Below are 18,296 nucleotides of genomic sequence, written 5' to 3' on the forward strand. Positions count from 1 at the left end.
ACCTCCATGCCGCAGAGCCCCGTCGCACAGGCCGAGGAGCGGACCTTTGATTCGTACGAGGACTTCTGGCCCTTCTACGTCGCCATGCACTCCCGCGCCGCCACCCGCTGGATCCATCTGACCGGCACCCTGACCGGGCTCGCCGTCGCCGCGTACGGCCTGGCGCGCGGTCGGAGGCGGTATGCGGCCGCGCTGCCGCTCATCGGGTACGGCACGGCCTGGCCCGCCCACTTCCTGATCGAGAAGAACAACCCCGCCACCTTCGGCAACCCCGCCTGGTCGCTGCGCGGCGACGCACAGATGATCCGGATGATGCTGGCGGGGCGTGACCGGGAGCTCGCCGAGACCGCGGCGAAGTGGCTCGCCGATCACCGCTGAGCAGCCACTGAGCGCGGCCCCCGACAGTCGACCCCGCCGGCTCCACTGGCGGAACGCAGAAGCCCGCTTGAGGGTCAACACCCGTTGCTGTCCAGCTCCTTGACGCTCCATCACCGCCGGTGAACACTTCCCGTTGTCAGTCGGCGTCGCCTGCACCTCCGGCCCGGCGTGCGCGGGGCTCTGCCGCGCCGTGCCCTCCCCCACCGGCGGTCCCGACCGGCCCGGCAGCACGCTCGGCGCGTACGGCGGACACCGGTGGGGGAACGGGACCCTCTGCTTCCGGCTCCGCGGTCACGGCCTCCCTCCGCCGGGTACTCCCCCTGCACCCTCAGGACCGGGGCCCACCCCGGGCGAAGCCTAGGAGCCGCCACCTCATGAGCAACTGGAGCAACTGGGAAGTCTTCCGCGGTGAGTTGATCGGTACCGCGATCCTCATCCTCTTCGGCGCGGGTGTGTGCGCCGCCGTCACCCTCAGATTCTCCAAGGCGAAGGCCGCCGGCTGGGTGGTCATCGCGTTCGGCTGGGGCTTCGGCGTCATGGCCGGGGCGTACACCGCGGCGCCGCTGTCCGGCGGCCACCTCAACCCGGCGGTGACCCTCGGCATAGCCGTCGACACCGGCAGGTGGAGCCAGGTCTGGGTGTACGTCCTCGGGCAGATGGTCGGCGCCATGATCGGTGCCGTACTGACCTGGCTGGTCTACTACGCGCAGTTCGGCGCCAACCGGGAGAAGAAGGAGGCCCTGCCGACGCTGGGCATCTTCTCCACCATCCCGGAGATCCGGAACCCGGTCGCCAACCTCCTCACCGAGGCCATCGCGACGTTCGCGCTGGTGCTGCCCGTGCTGGCCTTCGGGATGACGAAGGGGCTGGGGACATCCGGAACCCAGACGCTGGTCGTCTCGTTCCTCGTCGTCGGCATCGGTCTGTCGCTCGGCGGGCCCACGGGTTACGCCATCAACCCGGCCCGCGACCTCGGCCCGAGGTTCATGCACGCCGTGCTGCCGATCCCCAACAAGGGGACCTCCGACTGGGGTTACGCCTGGGTGCCGGTGGTCGGCCCACTGATCGGCGGCACCCTGGGCGGCCTCGTCTACAACCTGGCTTTCTAGAACCTGGCTTTCCAGTCCACCCGCAGCTTCCGACCGAGGGGACCTCATGACCGACAGCAGCGAGAAGTACGTCGCGGCGATCGACCAGGGCACCACGTCCAGCCGCTGCATCATCTTCGACCACGACGGTGCGATCGTCGCCGTCGACCAGCGCGAGCACCGCCAGATCTTCCCCAAGCCGGGCTGGGTCGAGCACGACGCCACCGAGATCTGGTCCAAGGTGCAGGCGGTCGTCGCAGGGGCGCTCGCCAAGGCGGGCATGCGCGCGGACCAGCTGAGCGCGCTGGGCATCACCAACCAGCGCGAGACGACCGTGCTGTGGGACCGCGCGACCGGAAAGCCCGTGCACAACGCGATCGTCTGGCAGGACACCCGCACTTCCTCGCTCTGCACCGAGCTGGGCGGCGCGGACGGGCAGGACCGGTTCCGCGACAAGACGGGCCTGCCGCTGGCGAGTTACTTCTCCGGGCCGAAGGCTTCCTGGCTGCTCGACAACGTCCCCGGGCTGCGGAACCGGGCCGAGCGCGGCGAGATCGCCTTCGGCACGATCGACTCGTGGCTGATCTGGAACCTCACCGGCGGCACCCAGGGCGGTGTGCACGTCACCGACGTGACCAACGCCGGGCGGACCATGCTGATGAACCTCCAGACCCTCCAGTGGGACCAGGAGATCCTCGCCGCGATGCGGGTCCCCGAGGCCGTACTGCCGGAGATCAGGTCGTCCGCCGAGGTGTACGGGACGGCCGTCGGGCAGCTCGCCGGGGTGCCGGTGGCGTCCGCGCTGGGCGATCAGCAGGCGGCGGTCTTCGGGCAGGCCTGCTACGACACGGGGACGGCCAAGAACACGTACGGGACGGGCAGCTTCCTGCTCCTGAACACCGGCAACCGGCCGGTCCCTTCGAAGCACGGACTGCTCACCACCATGGGCTACAAGATCGGCAGCGACGCGCCGGTCTACTGCCTGGAGGGCTCGATCGCGATCACGGGTGCGCTGGTGCAGTGGTTCCGCGACCAGCTCGGCATCATCCACAGCGCCGACGAGATCGAGCCACTCGCGGCGAGCGTGGACGACAACGGCGGGGCGTACATCGTCCCGGCGTTCTCCGGCCTGTACGCGCCCTACTGGCGCTCGGACGCGCGCGGGGTGGTCACCGGGCTGACCCGTTACGTCACCAAGGCGCATCTCGCGCGGGCGGTGCTTGAGGCGACGAGCTGGCAGACCCGCGAGGTCGTCGACGCCATGTACCAGGACTCCGGCGTGCCGATCACCACGCTGAAGGTGGACGGCGGGATGACCGTCAACAATCTGCTGATGCAGCATCAGGCGGATGTCCTGGACGTGCCCGTGATCAGGCCGAAGGTGTCGGAGACGACCTGTCTGGGGGCCGCGTACGCCGCCGGTCTGGCGACCGGGGTGTGGTCGGACCTGGACGAGCTGAAGGCGCACTGGCAGCGCGATGTGGAGTGGACACCGCGGATGGGTGCGCCGGAGCGGGACCGCGAGTACCGGAATTGGCGCAAGGCGGTGGAGCGCAGCTTCGGCTGGCAGGAGGACGGACAGGAGTAACCGCACTACGATCGTCCTGCGTCGCGCGGTGACATCGCGGTGATGTGCGGTGTCGTGCGCGACGCGCGGGAGGGCCAACTGCCGCGGTCCGCACCCCAGTCGGCGGGGGTGCGGGCCGCTTCGCGGTTGCGGACCGCCGGCGCTGCGGACCGCCGGCGCTGCGAGCCGTCGACGCCTCTATGAGGTGGCGGCGGCTCCAGAAGGCTCCCTGAGACGCCGACGCCTCTATGAGGTGACCGCCGCGGCTGCCCTGCGGCGGCTCGCGGAAACCTCCAGCGCGTGCTCCACGACCGCGATGAGGACGTTCTTCACGGACTCGCGGTCACGTGCGTCGCACAGCATGACGGGGACGTCCGGGTCGAGGTCGAGGGCCGCACTGATCGTCTCGGCGGGATGCCGGTCCGCACCTTCGAAGCAGTTGACCGCGACCGTGAAGGGGATGCTGCGGCGTTCGAAGTAGTCGACGGCCGCGAAGCAGTCCTCCAGCCGGCGGGTGTCGGCGAGCACGACCGCGCCGAGCGAGCCCTGCGCCAGCTCGTCCCACAGGAACCAGAACCGGTCCTGGCCGGGTGTCCCGAAGAGGTAGAGGACGAGGTCCTCGCGTAGGGTGATGCGCCCGAAGTCCATGGCGACGGTGGTGGTCGTCTTGGTCTCGACCCCGTGGGTGTCGTCGACCGGCCGCCCCGCCTCACTGAGGGTCTCCTCGGTACGCAGGGGTCTGATCTCGCTGACCGCGCCGACCAGGGTGGTCTTGCCCACCCCGAATCCGCCGGCGACCAGAATCTTCAGCGTCACCGGTTCCACGGGCCGCTTCTTGCGGCTGGAACGCCCGAAGACCATCGTTTGGGTTCTCCCGATCTCGCTGCGCGGACGACTGGGTCCGCGCGGTACTGGGCGGTGTTGCGGTACTGGGGCGGTACTGGTGCGGAGCTGGGCGGTGTCCTCAGAGGGCTCTGAGGCCGTCGATCACTTCGCGCAGCAGGCTCTCGTCCGGCAGCTCGGCGGGCTCCACCGGCCGGGTGACGTGGACGAGCTGCTCCTCGACCAGGTCGCCGACCAGGACCCGGACGACGCCGACCGGCAGGTCCAGGGTCGCGGCCAGTTCGGCGATCGACTGCGGGCTTTCGTTGCACAGTTCGACGATCTCGACGTGCTCGGGGGCGAGCGTCTGGTCCCGGCCCGGGTCGTCGGCCGCGGGCTCCGGGACCACGATCGCGATGAGGTCGAGACGGTGCCGGGTCGCGCTGCTCGTACGCCCCCTGGTCATCGCGTACGGGCGTACGACGGGGCCCGCGTCGTCGTCGAACCAGTGCGGGGCCTCCTGCTGCCGTCTGCCCGGATCGGGGCGGGAGTCCGGGCGGGGGGCCGAGGCTCTGCCGGTGCCCTGGCCCCAGCCGGTGCCCTGATCCCAGCCGTGGTCCTGGTCCCAGCTGTGGTCCTGGTCCCAGCTGTGGTCCTGGTCCCAGCCGTGTCGCGGGTTCCTGCCGTGGCCCGTGGAGCCGGTGGGCCCCGTGGGTGCGCCCGGGACCCTGGGTACGCCGGAGGTCCTGGGCGCGCCGGGGGTCCTGGGCGCGCCGGAGGTCCTGGGCGCGCCGGGGGTCGTCGGCCCGGTTGCGTCCGGCGGCCCGGCCCGGCCCGTCTCCGTACCTGCGTCGTTCATCCCGGGTCCGCTCACCCGCCGGTGGGCAGACCGGTCCGTGGCGCCGTCCTGAGGTGGGCGCCGACACGCTTGACCATCAGCGTCATCTCGTACGCGACCTGGCCGACATCGGAATCGGCGTCGGAGAGGACGGCGAGACAGCTGCCGTCGCCCGCCGCGGTGACGAAGAGGAACGCGTCGTCGAGCTCGACGACGGTCTGCCGGACCCGGCCCGCCTCGAAGTGCCGGCCGACTCCCTTGGCGAGGCTGTGGAACCCGGAGGCCACGGCGGCGAGGTGCTCACCGTCCTCCCGCGTCAGGCTCTTCGAGGCGCCGGTGGGGAGCCCGTCGCTGGAAAGCACCAGCGCCTTGCGGATGCTGCCGACGCGCTCGACGAGTTCGTCGAGGAGCCAGTTGAGCTCGCCGGAACCCCGGCCCGACCCATTGTGTGCTGCGGCGTTCGGTGCGGTCATCGACCGTCCCCCTCTGCTGTCGTTCCTGATGCTGTCCCGGCCGTTCCGGCGGTGTCGGCCGGGGCGGTCGTGTCGGCCGGGGCAGTCGTGTCGGTCGTGTCGGTGTCGGCCTCGTTCTGGCGGCGGCCGCGCTGCCAGCCGCGCTGGAGCGAGGCCATCCGGCTGCGTACCTCTTCGGCGTCGCGCTCGGGCTCCTCCTCGGGGATCGGGCGGACGGTCTCGGCGGCAGTGGCCGCTTCGGCTTCCTTCTTCAGCTGCGGAGCGAGGCTCGCCTGGCGCACCCGGCGCGGGAGGCCGCCCAGGGCGGGGGATCCGGCGGCCGGAGCAGCCGTGGTGTCCTGGCTGCTCCCGGTCTCCGCCTCGGGGCCGCTCTCCGGCCGGTCCGTACCACGGGGCCGCCGGGTCCCGCCGGGCTGCCGGGATTCCTTGGGCTGCTGGCGTCCGATGCGCCGGCCGTGCTCGGCCACCAGCGCCGGCTTGCGCCGGGGCAACGGGACCGGGTCGCCGGGCCGGGCCGTGTCGGCGCCGTCCTGGGCGAGGTCGGCGGCCTGCTGGTGCTGCACCCGGGCCGCGTCCGCGATGCGGCCCCGGGGGTTACCGCGGCCCGCGCTCTTGCCGTCGCCGGGACCGCGGCGGAGCGCGTCGCGGCCCCGCGGCTTCTCCAGGCCCCTGGCCCGGAAGATGCCGCCGCGCTCGCTCTCGGTGTCGTCCAGGTCGTCGAGCGGGCCGCCGGACGACGCGGAGCCGAGAATCGGTGCGGGTTCCAGTCCCAGCGTTCCCAACGGCGGTTCCAGCTCGACGGGGCCGTCCAGCACCGGCCGGCCGGACGTCGGGCGGCCGACGGCCGCCAGGTCCCGGCGGCGGCCCTGGCCGGTCGCGGCGGGCTCGCCCACCTGTGCCCGGTCCGGTTCGCGGTCGACGCGGAAGCCGCTGCCGTCGGTGTCCGGGGCCTCGGTGAGGAGTGCGGCCGGGATGAAGACGACGGCCGTGGTGCCGCCGTACGGGGACTGCTGGAGGGAGACCCGTACGTGCTGCCGCTGGGCGAGCCGGCTGACGACGAAGAGGCCGAGGCGGTCAGTGTCGGACAGCTCGAACTCGGGGGTCTCGGCGAGCCGCAGGTTCGCATCGAGGAGGACGTCCGGGGCCATGCCGAGGCCCCGGTCGTGGATCTCCAGGGTGAATCCGTTGGCGACGCGCTCGCCGAGCACCTGGACTGCGGTGTGCGGGGGCGAGAACACCGTGGCGTTCTCCAGGAGTTCGGCGATCAGGTGCGTGAGGTCGGCGACGGCGGGGCCGCCCACGCCGATCCGCGGCAGCCGCCGTACCTCGATGCGCTCGTAGTCCTCGACCTCGGCGACGGCGGCCCGCACCACGTCCATCAGCTGTACGGGCTTGCGCCACTGGCGGGACGGGGCCGCGCCGGAGAGGATCACCAGGCCCTCGGCGTGCCGGCGCATGCGGGTGGTGAGGTGGTCGAGGCGGAAGAGGTCGGCGAGTTCGTCGGTGTCCTCGGTGCGGCGCTCCATGGTGTCGAGGAGCGTCAGCTGGCGGTGCAGCAGCACCTGGTTGCGGCGGGCGAGGTTGACGAAGACCTCGGAGACGCCGCGCCGCATGTCGGCCTGGCGCACGGCGGACTCGACGGCGGCCCGCTGGAGGGTGTTGAGGGCCTGGCCGACCTGGCCCATCTCGTCCTTCTCGTAACTCAGGCGCGGTGCCTCGGTCTCCACGTCGACGGCCTCGCCCGCGGCGAGTCTGCGCATGACGGCCGGAAGGCGTACGCCGGAGGCCTCGTGCGCCTCTTTGCGGAGGCGGTTCAGGTCGCGGACGAGCTCGCGGCCGATGCGTACCGACACCACTACGGAGACGATCAGGGCGAGGAAGCCGAGGACGCCGGCGGCACCCGCTTTGAGGAGGACGCCGAAGGCGACGGGTTCGACGCGCGCCTGGTAGTTGTCGCTGGTCTCGGCGCCCTGCCTGGCGAGGCGTTCGAGGACCGGCGGTGCGGCGTCCTTCCAAGTGGCGGTCGAGACGGCCGTGGGGCGGCGTTTCGGGCCCTGTTCGAGGAGGAGCTTCTCGGCGGCGAGCAGGGCACCGGTGTCGGGGCCGTTCCAGATCTGCTCGTAGTCCTGCCGGTCGGAGGCGGGGAGCTGCTCCAGGCTGGTGTCGTAGAGGATCTTGCGGCCGGCTATCAGCCCGGTGAGGTCGCGCAGTTCTCCGGCGGTGATCTCGCGGGCGACGAGCGCGGAGGCGACCAGGGCGTCCTCGCGGGAGAGGAGCTCGCGGGCGCGGGTAGTGCCGACGAGGGCGCGGCCCTGCTTGTCCATCTCGACGTCGCGCACCACGTGCAGGTTCGCCAGGAAGGTGTGGCAGGGGTCGACGAGCCGGTTGTAGAGCGTGAGGGCCTGGCTGCGGGTGAGCGTGCTGTTCTCGACGGAGCGGCGCAGGGCGGTGATGCCGTCGAAGGCCTCCAGGAGCGAGGTCAGGCGCTGCGCGGCCGCCGGGTTCAACTCTCCGGTGACGTCCGGGTCCTGGGAGTTGCCGCGGATCTTCGCGACGGCGGCGTCGGTCCTGTCGCGCTGGACGCGCAGCGCCGTGAGCGCCTCGGAGCCACGCTCGTCGGCGAGGTAGACCAGAGTCTGGCGGCGCTCCTCCTGGACGATCTGCACGGCGTCCTCGACCGGTGACCCGATCTTCTCGACGACGTAGGCGATGTCCAGCAGCTCGCTCGCCTCGCGGCCGGTCAGCACCGTCGCGAATCCCCAGAGCGCGGTGAGGGAAACGAGCGGCACCAGCAACAACGCCACGATCTTCCGGCGGATGGACTTCCCGCGAAAGCGCATGGCCTCCCCCAGCTCAACCCCGCGCGGCGGGGGTGATGTTCCGTCTAGTCGATCCGGTTGATCCATCAGGGCATTCGTCAACGCAATACGTCAACAAGCGGCGTGAGCCTACTACTGACCCACCGGCAACTCGAAGAGACGTCCGGTCTGTTTTCAGCCGATGCCTCAGGAACCGATCATGACTTGTCCCGGAATCACGGGAGTTGGATACCACGCCTGTGGCACAGGACACCCGGCCGAAGGCGCCCTCCGGACCTCGGTGGATGGCTGGAAGTGTTCGTTCCGTGTCCGTTCGGCGGGAATCATTCGGGCTGATTGTTCGTCCTTGTGTACGGGGAGACGTAAGGGGAGCAGCAGTGGCTGCGTAAAACGGCACAAGCCGGGCAGTCACTCCTGAAGGCGCGTAGGACGGGCCTGGGTTGAGCGGTGGGGAGTGGTCATGAAGGCGCAGGAGCTTCCGGCGGAGGCGGGCACGGCGGCGAGGCGGGCGGACGCGGCGGCCAGGCGTGCAGACGCGGCAGCGGGACGGGCGGACGGGGCGGGGCGGCGGCCCGACGCGGGCACGGCAGTGCGGCAGTTGTGGGTGGAGGAGCCGGCCCTGAGGTGGCGGCTGCCCGATCCGGTCCGTACCTCCGCGGTGCGGGCGGTGATCATAATTTCGCTGACGCTGATCCAGGCGATGGTGGCCTACCTGTGCACCCTGTCGGGTTCCTGGCTCGCCTTCCCGATGACCCTGAGCAGCGTGGCGAGCACGGTGGCGGCGACGTGGGGGGTGCTGGACGTGTGGATCACCCGCCAGGTGTGGAACCAGCGCAACGGCGTGGTGTCCGTCCCGAGCAGTACGGCCCGGCAGCTGCGCCGGGAGCGCCGCCGGGCGCGGCGGACGGCCCGCAAGGACGCGCGAATACGGGGGCGCAGGGGCGCGGGCCGGCTGTCGGAGGCGTGAGCGGGGCCCGGCGGTTCGCGCGTACCGCCGGGCCATTCGCTGCTACTCGGCCTGCGCCTCGTCCGCGGGAGCCTCTTCCGCCGGGGCCCCTTCCGACGGCATCCGTTTGAACATCCGCGTCGCGGTGATCTCTCCGTGGATGGTCTCGCCCTCGGTGCTCTGCTGCGGCAGCCCGGGGCGCAGGTGCTCCTCCACGCTGATGTACTTCAGGCCCGCCCTGAGGTCCGCGTCGTTCCGCAGCCGGATGACCAGCGGGAACTCGGCGAGCGCGGTCGTGTCGAACAGGCCGGTCGTATAGAGGAGCTGGACGCCGAGCGCATCGGAGACCGCCCGCTGGAGTTCCAGCAGGTACGTGGCGTTGGCGCGCCCGATCGGGTTGTCGAGGAAGAGCGTGCCCGCGTGCCGGTGCTTGTCGCGGCCCCTGTCGTTGCTGCGCAGCGCCGCCATCGTGCAGTACAGGGCGATCGCCGCGGTCAGCAGCTGCCCGCCGGAGAACACGTCGCCCATCTGCCCGACCGGCACCCGCTCGGCGCGCAGCACCGCGTCCGGCTTGAGGATCTCGACCGCGATGCCCTTGGGTTCCAGCGCCGCCTGCACACCGCGCAGCAGCAGCGACATCCCGTCGCGCCGCATGTCGGAGTTCTTCTTCACGGCTGCCCTGGTCGCCTCGTCGACGACCTCGCCGAGCCGCTCGGAGAGCGTGGCCTGGTCGGGCTCCTCGAAGCGGATGCGCAGGAACTCCTGCCCGGACCACTCCCCCAGCCCCTCCGGCAGCTGCGACAGCCGCTGCGCCGATCGCAGCGTGGCCAGTGCGGACTCCACGAGGCCGCGCAGCCGGTCGACGATGCTGTCGCGGTTGCGCTCCAGCTGCGCCAACTCGTCGGTCAGGACACGCAGTCGGGGCGCGAAGGCCGCCGCCCAGGCCGCCGCGTGCTCGGGCAGCGCGGCGGCGGGCAGCTCCCGGATCTGCTGGCGGGCCGGGGTGCGCACCTGTTCGTAGCGGGTCGAGTTGGCGTGCCGTACGAGCACGTCGCTCGCCTCGCGCACGGCGGCCTCCGCGCCGGACAGGTCGCCCGCGCAGCCGCGCAGTGAACGCCGGGCCTCCGCCGCCGAATTGCGCGCCTCCTCCAGGGTGCCGGGGTAGGGCTCGGGGTCCTCCTGGCCCTCCTCGTCCTGGTGGTCGCGCAGCAGGTCCCGCAGCAGCGCCGCCGTCTCGTCGAAGCCGCCCGCCGCGTCCTCGGCGGCCCGGTGTGCGTGCAGCAGTTCGCCGTGCGCGGCGCGGGCGCCTTCCCACGCGTCGCTGCGGGTGGCCAGTTCGGCGGTGGAGGTGCGGAGCAGACTCTGCGCGTGCTCGGCGTCGGACGGTACGAGTCCTTCGGGGAGTTCCGTGTGCGCGGCGCCGTCCTCGGGGGCCAGGCGTTCGGCCTCGCCGCGCAGCCGGCCGAGCTGCTCGCTCGCGGCGGACGCCCGGGTTTCGAGGGTCTGGACGAGGGATTCGGCGCGGGCGGCGGCGGCCTGCCGGGACGGGCCGTCGGCTCCGTCGTTGCTCTCCAGGAGCTGTCCCGCCCGGTTGCGGACCTTGTTGGTGAGGCGGTTGAGCTCGGTGAGGGCGGCGCTCTCCTCGCTCTCCGCGCGGGCCTGTTCGGCGCGCAGGTCGGCGCCGACACCGACCTTCTCGTACAGCTGGGACGCGGCGCGGTACGCCTCGCGCAGGGCGGGCAGCGCGGCGCGCGGGGCGTCCGGGTCGGGCTCCGGCAGCGTCTCGGGGGCGCCCGCGATCTCGGCCCGTTCGGCGCGCAGGGTGCGGGAGGTGCGGTGGGCGTCGTCGGCCGTGCGCTGGGCGGTGCGACGGTCCTCGTCGGCGGCCTTTGCGCGCTCCAGGAGGGTGCCTGCGCGGGCCTCCGACTCGGTTGCCTCGTCGGCGAGTTCACGCAGCTTGACCTGCCAGCCGGCCCGTTCGCGCAGCCGGTGGGCGAGTCCCGCGAGGGCGTCGGCGACCCGGCGGGCGCGCTGGGCGGCGTCCTGCCGGTCGTCGCGGACCCGGGCCGCGTCGGCTGCCGCTTCGTCGGCGTCCGCCCGTACCGTACGGGCCTGCGCGAGGACGGCCTCCGCTGCTTCGGCCGCCTCGCGGGCGCTTCTGGCGGCCTCGGCCAGCTCGGCGAGCATGCCGGGCGGGCAGTCCTCGCGCCAGGAGCCGAGCCGGGCGGCGAGGGTGCGGTCCCCGGTCAGCCGGGCCGCGAGGGTGCGGATCTCCTCGTCGCGGGCGGTGGCACGCGCGCGCAGCGCCTGCCGTTCCTCGTCGGCGGCGTGCTCGTCGTGCATGGCCGGGTTCGGCGGTACGAGGAAGACCGCGCCCTGTTCGGTGCTTCCGCTGCCCGCTCCGGGTACGGGCGCGAGCAGCGCGGACGCCGTACCGACGGCGACGGCGGAACGCGGCAACAGAGCGGCGCCCGCGAGCACGCCGCGCGCGCGGGCGTGCGAGTCGGGGTCGGTGATGACGACGCCGTCGACGAGCTCGGGCCGGGCAGCGAGCACGGCTGCGTGGTCGGCGGGGTCGACGGCCTGGGCGAGGTAGCGCCAGCCGGGCAGCGCCGGGATGCCGTGCTCGCCGAGGTACTCCACGGTCGCGAGGACGTCCGGGCTCGGCGGCAGCAGGCCGCCGTCGCCGAGGGCGCCGAGGATGCGGGAGTCGTCGGCGGCGGCGGTGCGCAGCTCGAAGAGCTGGCGTTCGGCGGCGGCGACGCCCTGCTCCAGGAGGGCCAGGAGGTCGTCGGCGCCCCGGTCCAGCTCCTCGACGGTGAGCGGGCCTTCGGCGACGGGGCGCGGCTTGCGGCGGGTGTGCGTCGCGGTGGCGGTGGCGGTGCGTCGGGTGCCGTCGGCCCCGCGCTGGGCGCCGACGGAACTGTGGTGCGTACCGCCGGAGCTGTCGTACGTACCACCGGAGCCGAGGTGCGTACCGCCGGAGTGGTCGGTCCCCTGCTCGTCCGTACCGTCTGCGCCGTCCGTGCCGTCGCCGCTGCGGGGCTGGGGGAAACCGGAGGCGGTGGCCGTGGGCAGGCTGAGCAACTCTGCGAGGCGCTCCTCGGCCGCGATGGACGCCGCCGCGCGGTGCTCCGCCTCGTACGCGGAGGTGGCGGCCTGCGCCGCGTCCGCCGCGCGCGCGGCCGTCAGTTCGGCGCGGGCGTCCTCCGCGGCGGCCTCGCGGGCCTTGTCCGCCGTCGTACGGGCGGCCTCGCGGGCCACGTCCCAGGCGGCGACGGCGGTCTTCTCTGCGTCCGTCGCGGCCAGTGCGGCGCGCGCCGGGTCGGCGTCGGGGGCGGTGTCGTCGAGCCAGCCGGCCCGTACCGCTTCGCCTGTCTCCTGCTCGACCTCGGCGAGGCGCTGGCGCAGGTGGCCGATCTCGCTGCGGGCGCGCTGCGCCTCGGTGGCGGCGGCGGTGGCGTCGCGGTGCGCGGCCTCGCCGGCCTCCTGGAGTGCGGCGGACCGCTCCTCCTGCTCGGCCGCGACCCGCTCGCCGTCCTCCGCCGCGCTGTGCAGTGCCCGTACGAGGTCGATGGCGGCGGTCGCCCGAGCGGCGAGCGCGGGGGCCGCGTCGCGCTCGGCGTCGCGGATGGCGACGGCCACGCGTGCGGAGCGGTCGGCGGCGGCGCGGTGTCGCAGCACCGCTTCGGCGGCCTGCCATGCGGAGTGCAGGGTGCGGGCGTCGGCGAGCTCGCGGCGCTGGGCGGCGGCGCCCTTCTCGGCTGCGGCGAGGGCCAGCGAGGCGTGCCGGTAGGCGAGTTCGGCGGAGATGAGCGCACTGTGGCCGCGCGCGGTCTCGGCTTCGGTGACGGTGTGTGCGGCGGAGGCGACCTGCTGGGCGAGCTCCGCCGTACGTCCGCGTTCCTCGGCGGCGCGGGCGGAAAGACGGCGGGACAGGGTGCGGGTGCGGCGCTCGGCGCCGCTGTGGATGTCGCGGGCACGCGCCCGCGTGGCGGCGGCGTCGACGATGCGGCCGAGGAGGTCGACGGACCCGGCGGTGAAGTCGCGCTCGGCCATCAGCTCGGCGCGGCGGCCCAGCTTGTTGCCGAAGCCGTGCACGAGGTCGGCGAGGCCGTCGGTGTCGCGGGTGTCGGTGACGGCGCGCAGCAGGAGGTCGGTGAAGTCGGAGTCCTTCTTCACCGCGAAGAGGCCCGCGGCCTCGCCCTCGTCGGCGTTCATCTCGCGCTGGTAGCGGAAGAGTTCGGGGTCGAGACCGAGCTCGCCGAGGTGTTCGTTCCAGCGGTCGTGGATCTCTTCCCAGTGGATGTCGAGGTGCGGGTACGACTTGCCCGCCTCGGTGATCGCGTCCCGGAAGCCCTTCATGGTGCGGCGGCGGCCCTGGGCGCCCGACGCACCCTCAAGAGGGCGCCGTACGGCGGTGGCCTCGGCGACCGGCAGCGAGTCCAGGCTCAGCCCGGGGCCTGGGCGGAAGGAGTACCAGGCCTCGGCGAACTTGCGGGGGTCGTTCGAGACCTGCCGGCCGCGCCACTCACTGACCTTGCCGACGACGACGCACTCGCCGGTGAGGGTGTGCTGCCACTCCAGGGCGACGTGCCCGCAGTCGTCGGCGAGCAGGAACTTGCGGAGCACGCCGGAGCTGGCGCCGCCGAGAGTGTTGCGGTGGCCGGGCAGCATGACCGAGAAGATCAGCTTGAGGAGGACGGACTTGCCGCCGCCGTTCTCCAGGAAGAGCACGCCCGCGGGTGCCGGGCGCCGGGGCGGGCCGACCGGCTCGTCCTCGAAGAACTCCGCCTGGGTGGGGGCGGGGTGGGGCACGGGGGCGCCGACCCCCCGCAGGTCGAGCACGGTGTCGGCGTAGCGCGCACCTGCGGGCCCGATGGAGTAGAGGCGGACCCGGGACAACTCGTACATGGCGGCGGACTCTCAGTCGTCTGGAACGTTGCGCGTCTGGAACGGTTGCGCGGTTACGCGTGGAAGGGCAGGCCGGCGTCGGCTGCCAGGTCGAGGTCGTCGGCGTCGGACGGCGGCACCAGCGTCGCCGTGCCGTCCGTCACCGGGACGACGCCGAGTTCGAGCAGTTCGGCCATGGCGGCGCTGCCCGCCATGTCGCGGACCTGCAGCTGATAGCGGGCGGTGGTGCGGTAGGCGCCGCCCGCGTCGTCTCCGGTGCGCTGGAGGAAGCCGGAGTCGGTGAGGAAGGCGACAGCCTTGCCGACGATGCCGGTGGTGGAACCGGCGAGGCGGCGGGCGTCCTTGGTGGCGCCGGTGGCGCTGCGCCGGGAGTAGATCCGCCAGGCGGACTCCAGGCCGGGGGCCTCGGTGGTGGGGTCGGTGTTCTCCCCGGCCACCTCTGCACGCTCCTCCAGGCGGCGGCAGGCCTGCCGTACGAAGGCGTCGACGCCGTTGACGGTGAGGCGGCCGATGTACCCGTCGTCGGCGAGGTCCTCGGGGCGCGGGAAGGCCATGGTGGCGACGGCGAGGTGGGCGAGGCCGTGCAGGAAGCGGTCGGCGGACTCGGCTGACGCACGGCGGGCGTAGTCGCCCATGCGGACGGCGAAGACGGAGTCCTCGTCGGCGGAGACGGCCATTCCGGCGCGTGTGGAGACTTCGAGCACGACGAGGCCGAGGCCGGTGGCGACGGCGTCGGCGAGCCGGGCGAAGGCGGCCTCTTCCCGGTAGCGGCGCAGCAGTTCGGCGTACTCGGCGTCGCGGGAGGGGAGCAGCTTGGGCTGGAGCCCGAAGGAGACGAGGCGCGCGGCGTCGGCGGCGTCGGCGGGGGTGACCGCTGCGGGGGCGGCGGGCACGTCGGCGGCGTCGCCGCTCCACGCGGGGGTTTCTGCGTGGGGGTCGCTCACGGGGTGTGCTCCTTGGGTGGTACGAGGGTGGGGCGGGGGCGCTCGTGCGTGTGAGGTGTCGCGGGTGGGCCGGGCCGGTGTGGGGGTGGGCCGGAGCGGAGGGTGCGGCTCCGCCGCCCAAGGGGGCTACGGGGAGCGAGGGGGCTACGGAGAGCGAGGGGGTTACGGATCTCAAGGGGGCTACGGGGAGCGAGAGTGTTCACGATGCCTCCGCCCGGCCGGAGGCCATGCCCGCCGCGTCCAACAGGGCGGTGCCCACGATGAGGTCGGCGCCGCCGAATTCGGGGTCCTCCAGCTGGGTGCCGTCGTCGACGGCGAACAGCAGTCGCTCCTCGCCCTGCCGGTACGCCGTCCCGACGGGCGGGCTCGCCGCGTGCACGGCGAGCAGCGCGACCAGGTAGGGCAGGTCGCTGTCGCGGCGGCGGGCCTCGGCGAGCAGCCCGGACAGCCGGCGGGGCGCGTCGTGCGGCAGGTCGAGCAGCTCCATGGCGTCGGCGAGCTGCTCCTCGCTGAAGCGGCTGTCGTCCGGGGTAGCGATGAGGTCGGGCTCGGGCATCTCGGCGCCCAGGTGCTCGCGCTCCTGGGGCGGGGTGAGCAGTATGTCGACGAGGTCGCCGACCCGCACCGACACGGGGGTGCGCAGCCCCGCGCCGTGGGCGAAGAAGGCGTCGGTGACGCGGATCGCCTGCTCAAGAGGGAGCGGCAGCAGCGGCGCGACGAGCTGTCCGTACAGGTCGAGTCCGGAGTGCGCGGACATCGGTGCGAACGCCTGGCGGTCCTGCTCCGCTCGGAACAGCGGTCCGGCTTCCAGGAGGCGGGACTGGAGCTGGGTGTGGCGGCGGATGCAGTCCTTGACGATGTCGACGAGCTCGGCGGCGCGGCGCTTCTGCTCGGGATCCTCGGACTCGTCCCTGGCCTTGCGGATGTTGGTGAGGATCGCGTTCTCGTGGCGGTAGCGGTCGGCGACGTGGTCGAGGGCCTCGGCGATCATGTCGGGGACGGCGTTGAGCCAGTCGACCGCGCGGACGTTGCGCCGGGTGGCCTCCAGTGTGCGGCGCAGCGTCTCGGCGTACTGGACGGTGCGGTAGCGGGCCTGCTCGGCGGCGAGCTGGGCGTCGGCGAGGCGGCCCCGGTTGATCAGGACCTCCAGCTTGACCTCGGCCGCGATCTGGGCGCTGGTGACGTCGGTGTCGAGGGCGCCGACCAGTACGTTGACGGCTTCGTCGGTGGTGCGCAGGAAGACTCCGCCGCCGTATCCGGCGACCTCTTCGACGAGCTTGAAGTCGTAGTCGCGGCGGGTGTAGACGCCGTCGGCGGAGAAGGTGCCGTAGACGGCGCGGAAGCCGCGGTCGACGCTGCCGACGTTGATCAGGTTCTCCAGCACCCAGCGGGCGACGCGCTCGTGCTCGGCGGCAGGGCGTCGAGGGGCCTGGGCGGCCACGCGCGGCAGCAGCCGGGAGACGATCTGCTCGTGGTCGGCGCCGGTGTCGAAGTCCATGTTGAGCGTGATCAGGTCGATCGAGGCGAGGGCGACCTCGGCCATCGCGTAGACCGTGTACTCACCCGCGAGGTTCGCCTTGCGCACGTCGAGGTCGTGCAGCGGAGCGGTGCAGGCGAGCGCACGAAGGCGCCGCGCGAGCCCTTCGTCGGCGGCCGGGCCCTGGGCGGGCCGCGGCCCCGCGCTGAGCTGGGGCGGAACGAATTCCGTCGAGGCAGGCGAAGTCACGTGGCACAGATTAGGTCCTCGCACTGACAACGGTCGAAACGGCCCAGATGGGAACGCTTGCCCCGGGGGTGGCCGCACGCTCCGCCGTACGTTCCATGGGCCCGGCCCCGGGCCCGCTCGGGCCGAGTCCCGGACGCCCGGAAACGGCTCAGGGGGCGCTCACGGTGCCGGGCGGGAGTGCGGATCGTCCGCCGACGCGGCTGCGACAGGCGGTGCCGGGCACACCCCTGCGTTCCCTTCCGCCAGGGCCCCTCACGAGGCGGCCCGCACGGGACAGGGCTCCTCATGAGGCGGCCCGCACGGGAGGGCGGTGTGCTCAGGAGCACACCGCCCTCCGCTTCCTCAGCTCCGGCCGCTCATACGGCGGTGGCGTCCGGCCCGATCCTGCTGCGTACGGCGGTCTGTACCTCGGCCTCCTCGGCCGGGTCCGCGGCCAGCCTGCGCAGCCGGTCGGCGACTCGGGCGTCGCCGGTCTCGGCGTGGAGCGCGGCGAGTTCCCGTGTCGTCTCCTCGCAGTCCCACAGGCACTCGACGGCGAAGCCGGAGGCGAAGGACGGATCGGTGGCGGCCAGGGCGCCTGCCGCGCGCTGCCGCAGGTGGGAGGAGGCGGTCTCGCGGTAGACGTGCCGCAGTACGGGAGCCGCCGCACAGATCCCGAGGCGGCCCGTGCCGTCCACCAGGGTCCACAGCAGCGGTGCGTCGGGGCCGTCGGCCCGTACGGCCTCGCGCAGCGCACCGAGGACGAGCGGTGCGTCCTGCGCCGTCCCGCGGCAGGCCAGCACGCCCGCGGCCGAGGCGCCCAGGGCGTCCGGCCGGTGGACCCAGCCGCGGGCCCGGTCCACCGCCTCGGGTCCGCACATCCGCTCGAAGGCGGCGACGGCGGCCTCGGAGACGGTCCGCGACGGGCTCTGCGCCGCGGCTTCGATCAGGTCGAGGACGGCGGGGTCCCGGGACTCCGCGAGGTAGTGCAGCGCCGCGCAGCGCGCCCCGTCGGACCCCTCGCGCGCCGCCCGGAGAATCGCCGGCCGGTCCTCGGGTCCCGCAACGGCCGACAGGCAGCGGGCGGCCGGCACGTGCAGCACGGCGCCCCGCTCCAGACCCTGCTGGGCCCAGTCGAAGACGGCTTCCACGCTCCACCCGGGGCGGGGCCCGGCAGGGCGCATCTGGCGCTGCCATCGGTCGAAGGACCCCTGTTCCTGCGCCGACCTCACCCGGCCGCCGACCGACTCGCGGGGATCCTCGGCCCACAGCCGCCAGGGCCGGGGCTCGAAGGCGTCGCGCACGGCGGCGGCCAGCTCCGCGTCCCCCTCGGGGGAGGCGGCGAACCGGGAGAGCACCGGGCCCGCCAGCGAGCGCAGCCCGCTGTCGTCGTCGCGCAGGGCGAGCTCGTCGAGCGCCCAGGTCCAGTTGGTGCCGGTCCTGGCGTACTTGCGCAGCAGCACCAGGGCGTCGTCCCTGCCGTACGAGGCCAGGTGCCCGAGGACGGCGAGCGCGAGCCCGGTCCGGTTCTCGTCCGTGTCGAGGAAGTCCTCGGCATCAAAGAGGTGGCTCTCGATCTCGTCGAGGCCGCCGTCGAGGTCCAGGTACAGACGGGCGTAGTAGAGCGATCGGTTCTCGACCTGCCAGTCGTGGCGGGGGTCGTTCAGGACGCAGTGGTGCAGGGCCGCGAGGGCTTCCGGACGGGGTGCGGCAAGCGCGTGGAGCGTGCCGTCACCCCGGCCCCTCTGCAGGAGGCCGAGCAGAGTACCGCTCGGCGCTATGACTGGTTCAAACATGGGAAA

The 18,296-nt window shown here is 73.2% G+C and carries 11 protein-coding genes and 1 pseudogene; 4 read left to right on the forward strand and 8 right to left on the reverse strand.

The genetic code is table 11. From position 1 onward, the window contains the following. Positions 1-6: 6 nt before the first annotated feature. The 3 genes from AB0D18_RS33770 to glpK all read left to right on the forward strand — a co-directional run bounded on the left by AB0D18_RS33770 (position 7) and on the right by glpK (position 3,054). The gene (locus AB0D18_RS33770; protein WP_362427649.1) at positions 7-378 is read left to right on the forward strand and encodes a DUF962 domain-containing protein; all 372 of its coding nucleotides are present in this window, start codon (positions 7-9) and stop codon (positions 376-378) included. A gap of 374 nt (positions 379-752) precedes the next feature. After that, a complete protein-coding gene (locus tag AB0D18_RS33775) occupies positions 753-1,487 on the forward strand; it encodes an MIP/aquaporin family protein (RefSeq protein WP_362427459.1) in 735 nt (244 codons plus the stop codon). A 46-nt stretch (positions 1,488-1,533) separates the two neighbouring features. Next, a complete protein-coding gene (gene glpK / locus AB0D18_RS33780) occupies positions 1,534-3,054 on the forward strand; it encodes a glycerol kinase GlpK (RefSeq protein WP_362427462.1) in 1,521 nt (506 codons plus the stop codon). A 225-nt stretch (positions 3,055-3,279) separates the two neighbouring features. Here the strand turns inward: glpK and AB0D18_RS33785 are convergent, their stop codons facing one another. The 4 genes and pseudogenes from AB0D18_RS33785 to AB0D18_RS33800 form a co-directional block, all read right to left on the reverse strand. Further along, positions 3,280-3,894 carry an ATP/GTP-binding protein gene (locus AB0D18_RS33785; RefSeq protein ID WP_362427465.1) on the reverse strand — a complete coding sequence of 205 codons (615 nt, stop codon included), beginning with the start codon at positions 3,892-3,894 and terminating at the stop codon, positions 3,280-3,282. A gap of 103 nt (positions 3,895-3,997) precedes the next feature. Continuing rightward, a pseudogene (locus tag AB0D18_RS33790) lies at positions 3,998-4,363 on the reverse strand (DUF742 domain-containing protein); the annotation flags it as partial. 362 nt (positions 4,364-4,725) lie between these two features. Next, a complete protein-coding gene (locus AB0D18_RS33795; RefSeq protein ID WP_362427468.1) occupies positions 4,726-5,166 on the reverse strand; it encodes a roadblock/LC7 domain-containing protein in 441 nt (146 codons plus the stop codon). After that, the gene (locus AB0D18_RS33800; protein ID WP_362427471.1) at positions 5,163-8,006 is read right to left on the reverse strand and encodes a nitrate- and nitrite sensing domain-containing protein; all 2,844 of its coding nucleotides are present in this window, start codon (positions 8,004-8,006) and stop codon (positions 5,163-5,165) included. The genes AB0D18_RS33795 and AB0D18_RS33800 overlap by 4 nt, the downstream gene beginning before the upstream one ends. 439 nt (positions 8,007-8,445) lie before the next feature. Here AB0D18_RS33800 and AB0D18_RS33805 point away from each other — a divergent pair, with 439 nt between their 5' ends. Beyond that, on the forward strand, positions 8,446-8,952 hold the full coding sequence (locus AB0D18_RS33805; protein ID WP_362427474.1) for a hypothetical protein: 507 nt from the start codon (positions 8,446-8,448) through the stop codon (positions 8,950-8,952). A 42-nt stretch (positions 8,953-8,994) separates the two neighbouring features. On the opposite strand, the gene AB0D18_RS33810 is transcribed toward AB0D18_RS33805, so the two are convergent. The 4 genes from AB0D18_RS33810 to AB0D18_RS33825 all read right to left on the reverse strand — a co-directional run bounded on the left by AB0D18_RS33810 (position 8,995) and on the right by AB0D18_RS33825 (position 18,290). Further along, the gene (locus AB0D18_RS33810) at positions 8,995-13,845 is read right to left on the reverse strand and encodes a hypothetical protein (RefSeq protein ID WP_362427477.1); all 4,851 of its coding nucleotides are present in this window, start codon (positions 13,843-13,845) and stop codon (positions 8,995-8,997) included. 53 nt (positions 13,846-13,898) lie between these two features. Then, positions 13,899-14,789, reverse strand: a complete 891-nt coding sequence (locus AB0D18_RS33815; protein WP_362427480.1) for a hypothetical protein — start codon at positions 14,787-14,789, stop codon at positions 13,899-13,901. 199 nt (positions 14,790-14,988) lie between these two features. Further along, positions 14,989-16,515, reverse strand: a complete 1,527-nt coding sequence (locus AB0D18_RS33820) for a hypothetical protein (protein WP_362427482.1) — start codon at positions 16,513-16,515, stop codon at positions 14,989-14,991. Between the two features lie 356 nt (positions 16,516-16,871). Continuing rightward, complete coding sequence (locus AB0D18_RS33825; RefSeq protein ID WP_362427485.1) at positions 16,872-18,290, reverse strand: HEAT repeat domain-containing protein; 1,419 nt, start codon at positions 18,288-18,290, stop codon at positions 16,872-16,874. Between the last annotated feature and the right edge of the window lie 6 nt (positions 18,291-18,296).

This window comes from Streptomyces sp. NPDC048442 (assembly GCF_040651475.1).
Taxonomy (GTDB): domain Bacteria; phylum Actinomycetota; class Actinomycetes; order Streptomycetales; family Streptomycetaceae; genus Streptomyces.

Excerpts from the sequence above, each read along its gene's own strand:
- AB0D18_RS33795 (WP_362427468.1), bottom strand. The coding sequence starts at position 5,166 with ATGACCGCACCGAACGCCGCAGCACACAATGGGTCGGGCCGGGGTTCC.
- glpK (WP_362427462.1), top strand. The coding sequence starts at position 1,534 with ATGACCGACAGCAGCGAGAAGTACGTCGCGGCGATCGACCAGGGCACC.
- AB0D18_RS33785 (WP_362427465.1), bottom strand. The coding sequence starts at position 3,894 with ATGGTCTTCGGGCGTTCCAGCCGCAAGAAGCGGCCCGTGGAACCGGTG.
- AB0D18_RS33810 (WP_362427477.1), bottom strand. The coding sequence starts at position 13,845 with ATGTACGAGTTGTCCCGGGTCCGCCTCTACTCCATCGGGCCCGCAGGT.
- AB0D18_RS33770 (WP_362427649.1), top strand. The coding sequence starts at position 7 with ATGCCGCAGAGCCCCGTCGCACAGGCCGAGGAGCGGACCTTTGATTCG.
- AB0D18_RS33800 (WP_362427471.1), bottom strand. The coding sequence starts at position 8,006 with ATGCGCTTTCGCGGGAAGTCCATCCGCCGGAAGATCGTGGCGTTGTTG.
- AB0D18_RS33775 (WP_362427459.1), top strand. The coding sequence starts at position 753 with ATGAGCAACTGGAGCAACTGGGAAGTCTTCCGCGGTGAGTTGATCGGT.
- AB0D18_RS33825 (WP_362427485.1), bottom strand. The coding sequence starts at position 18,290 with ATGTTTGAACCAGTCATAGCGCCGAGCGGTACTCTGCTCGGCCTCCTG.
- AB0D18_RS33805 (WP_362427474.1), top strand. The coding sequence starts at position 8,446 with ATGAAGGCGCAGGAGCTTCCGGCGGAGGCGGGCACGGCGGCGAGGCGG.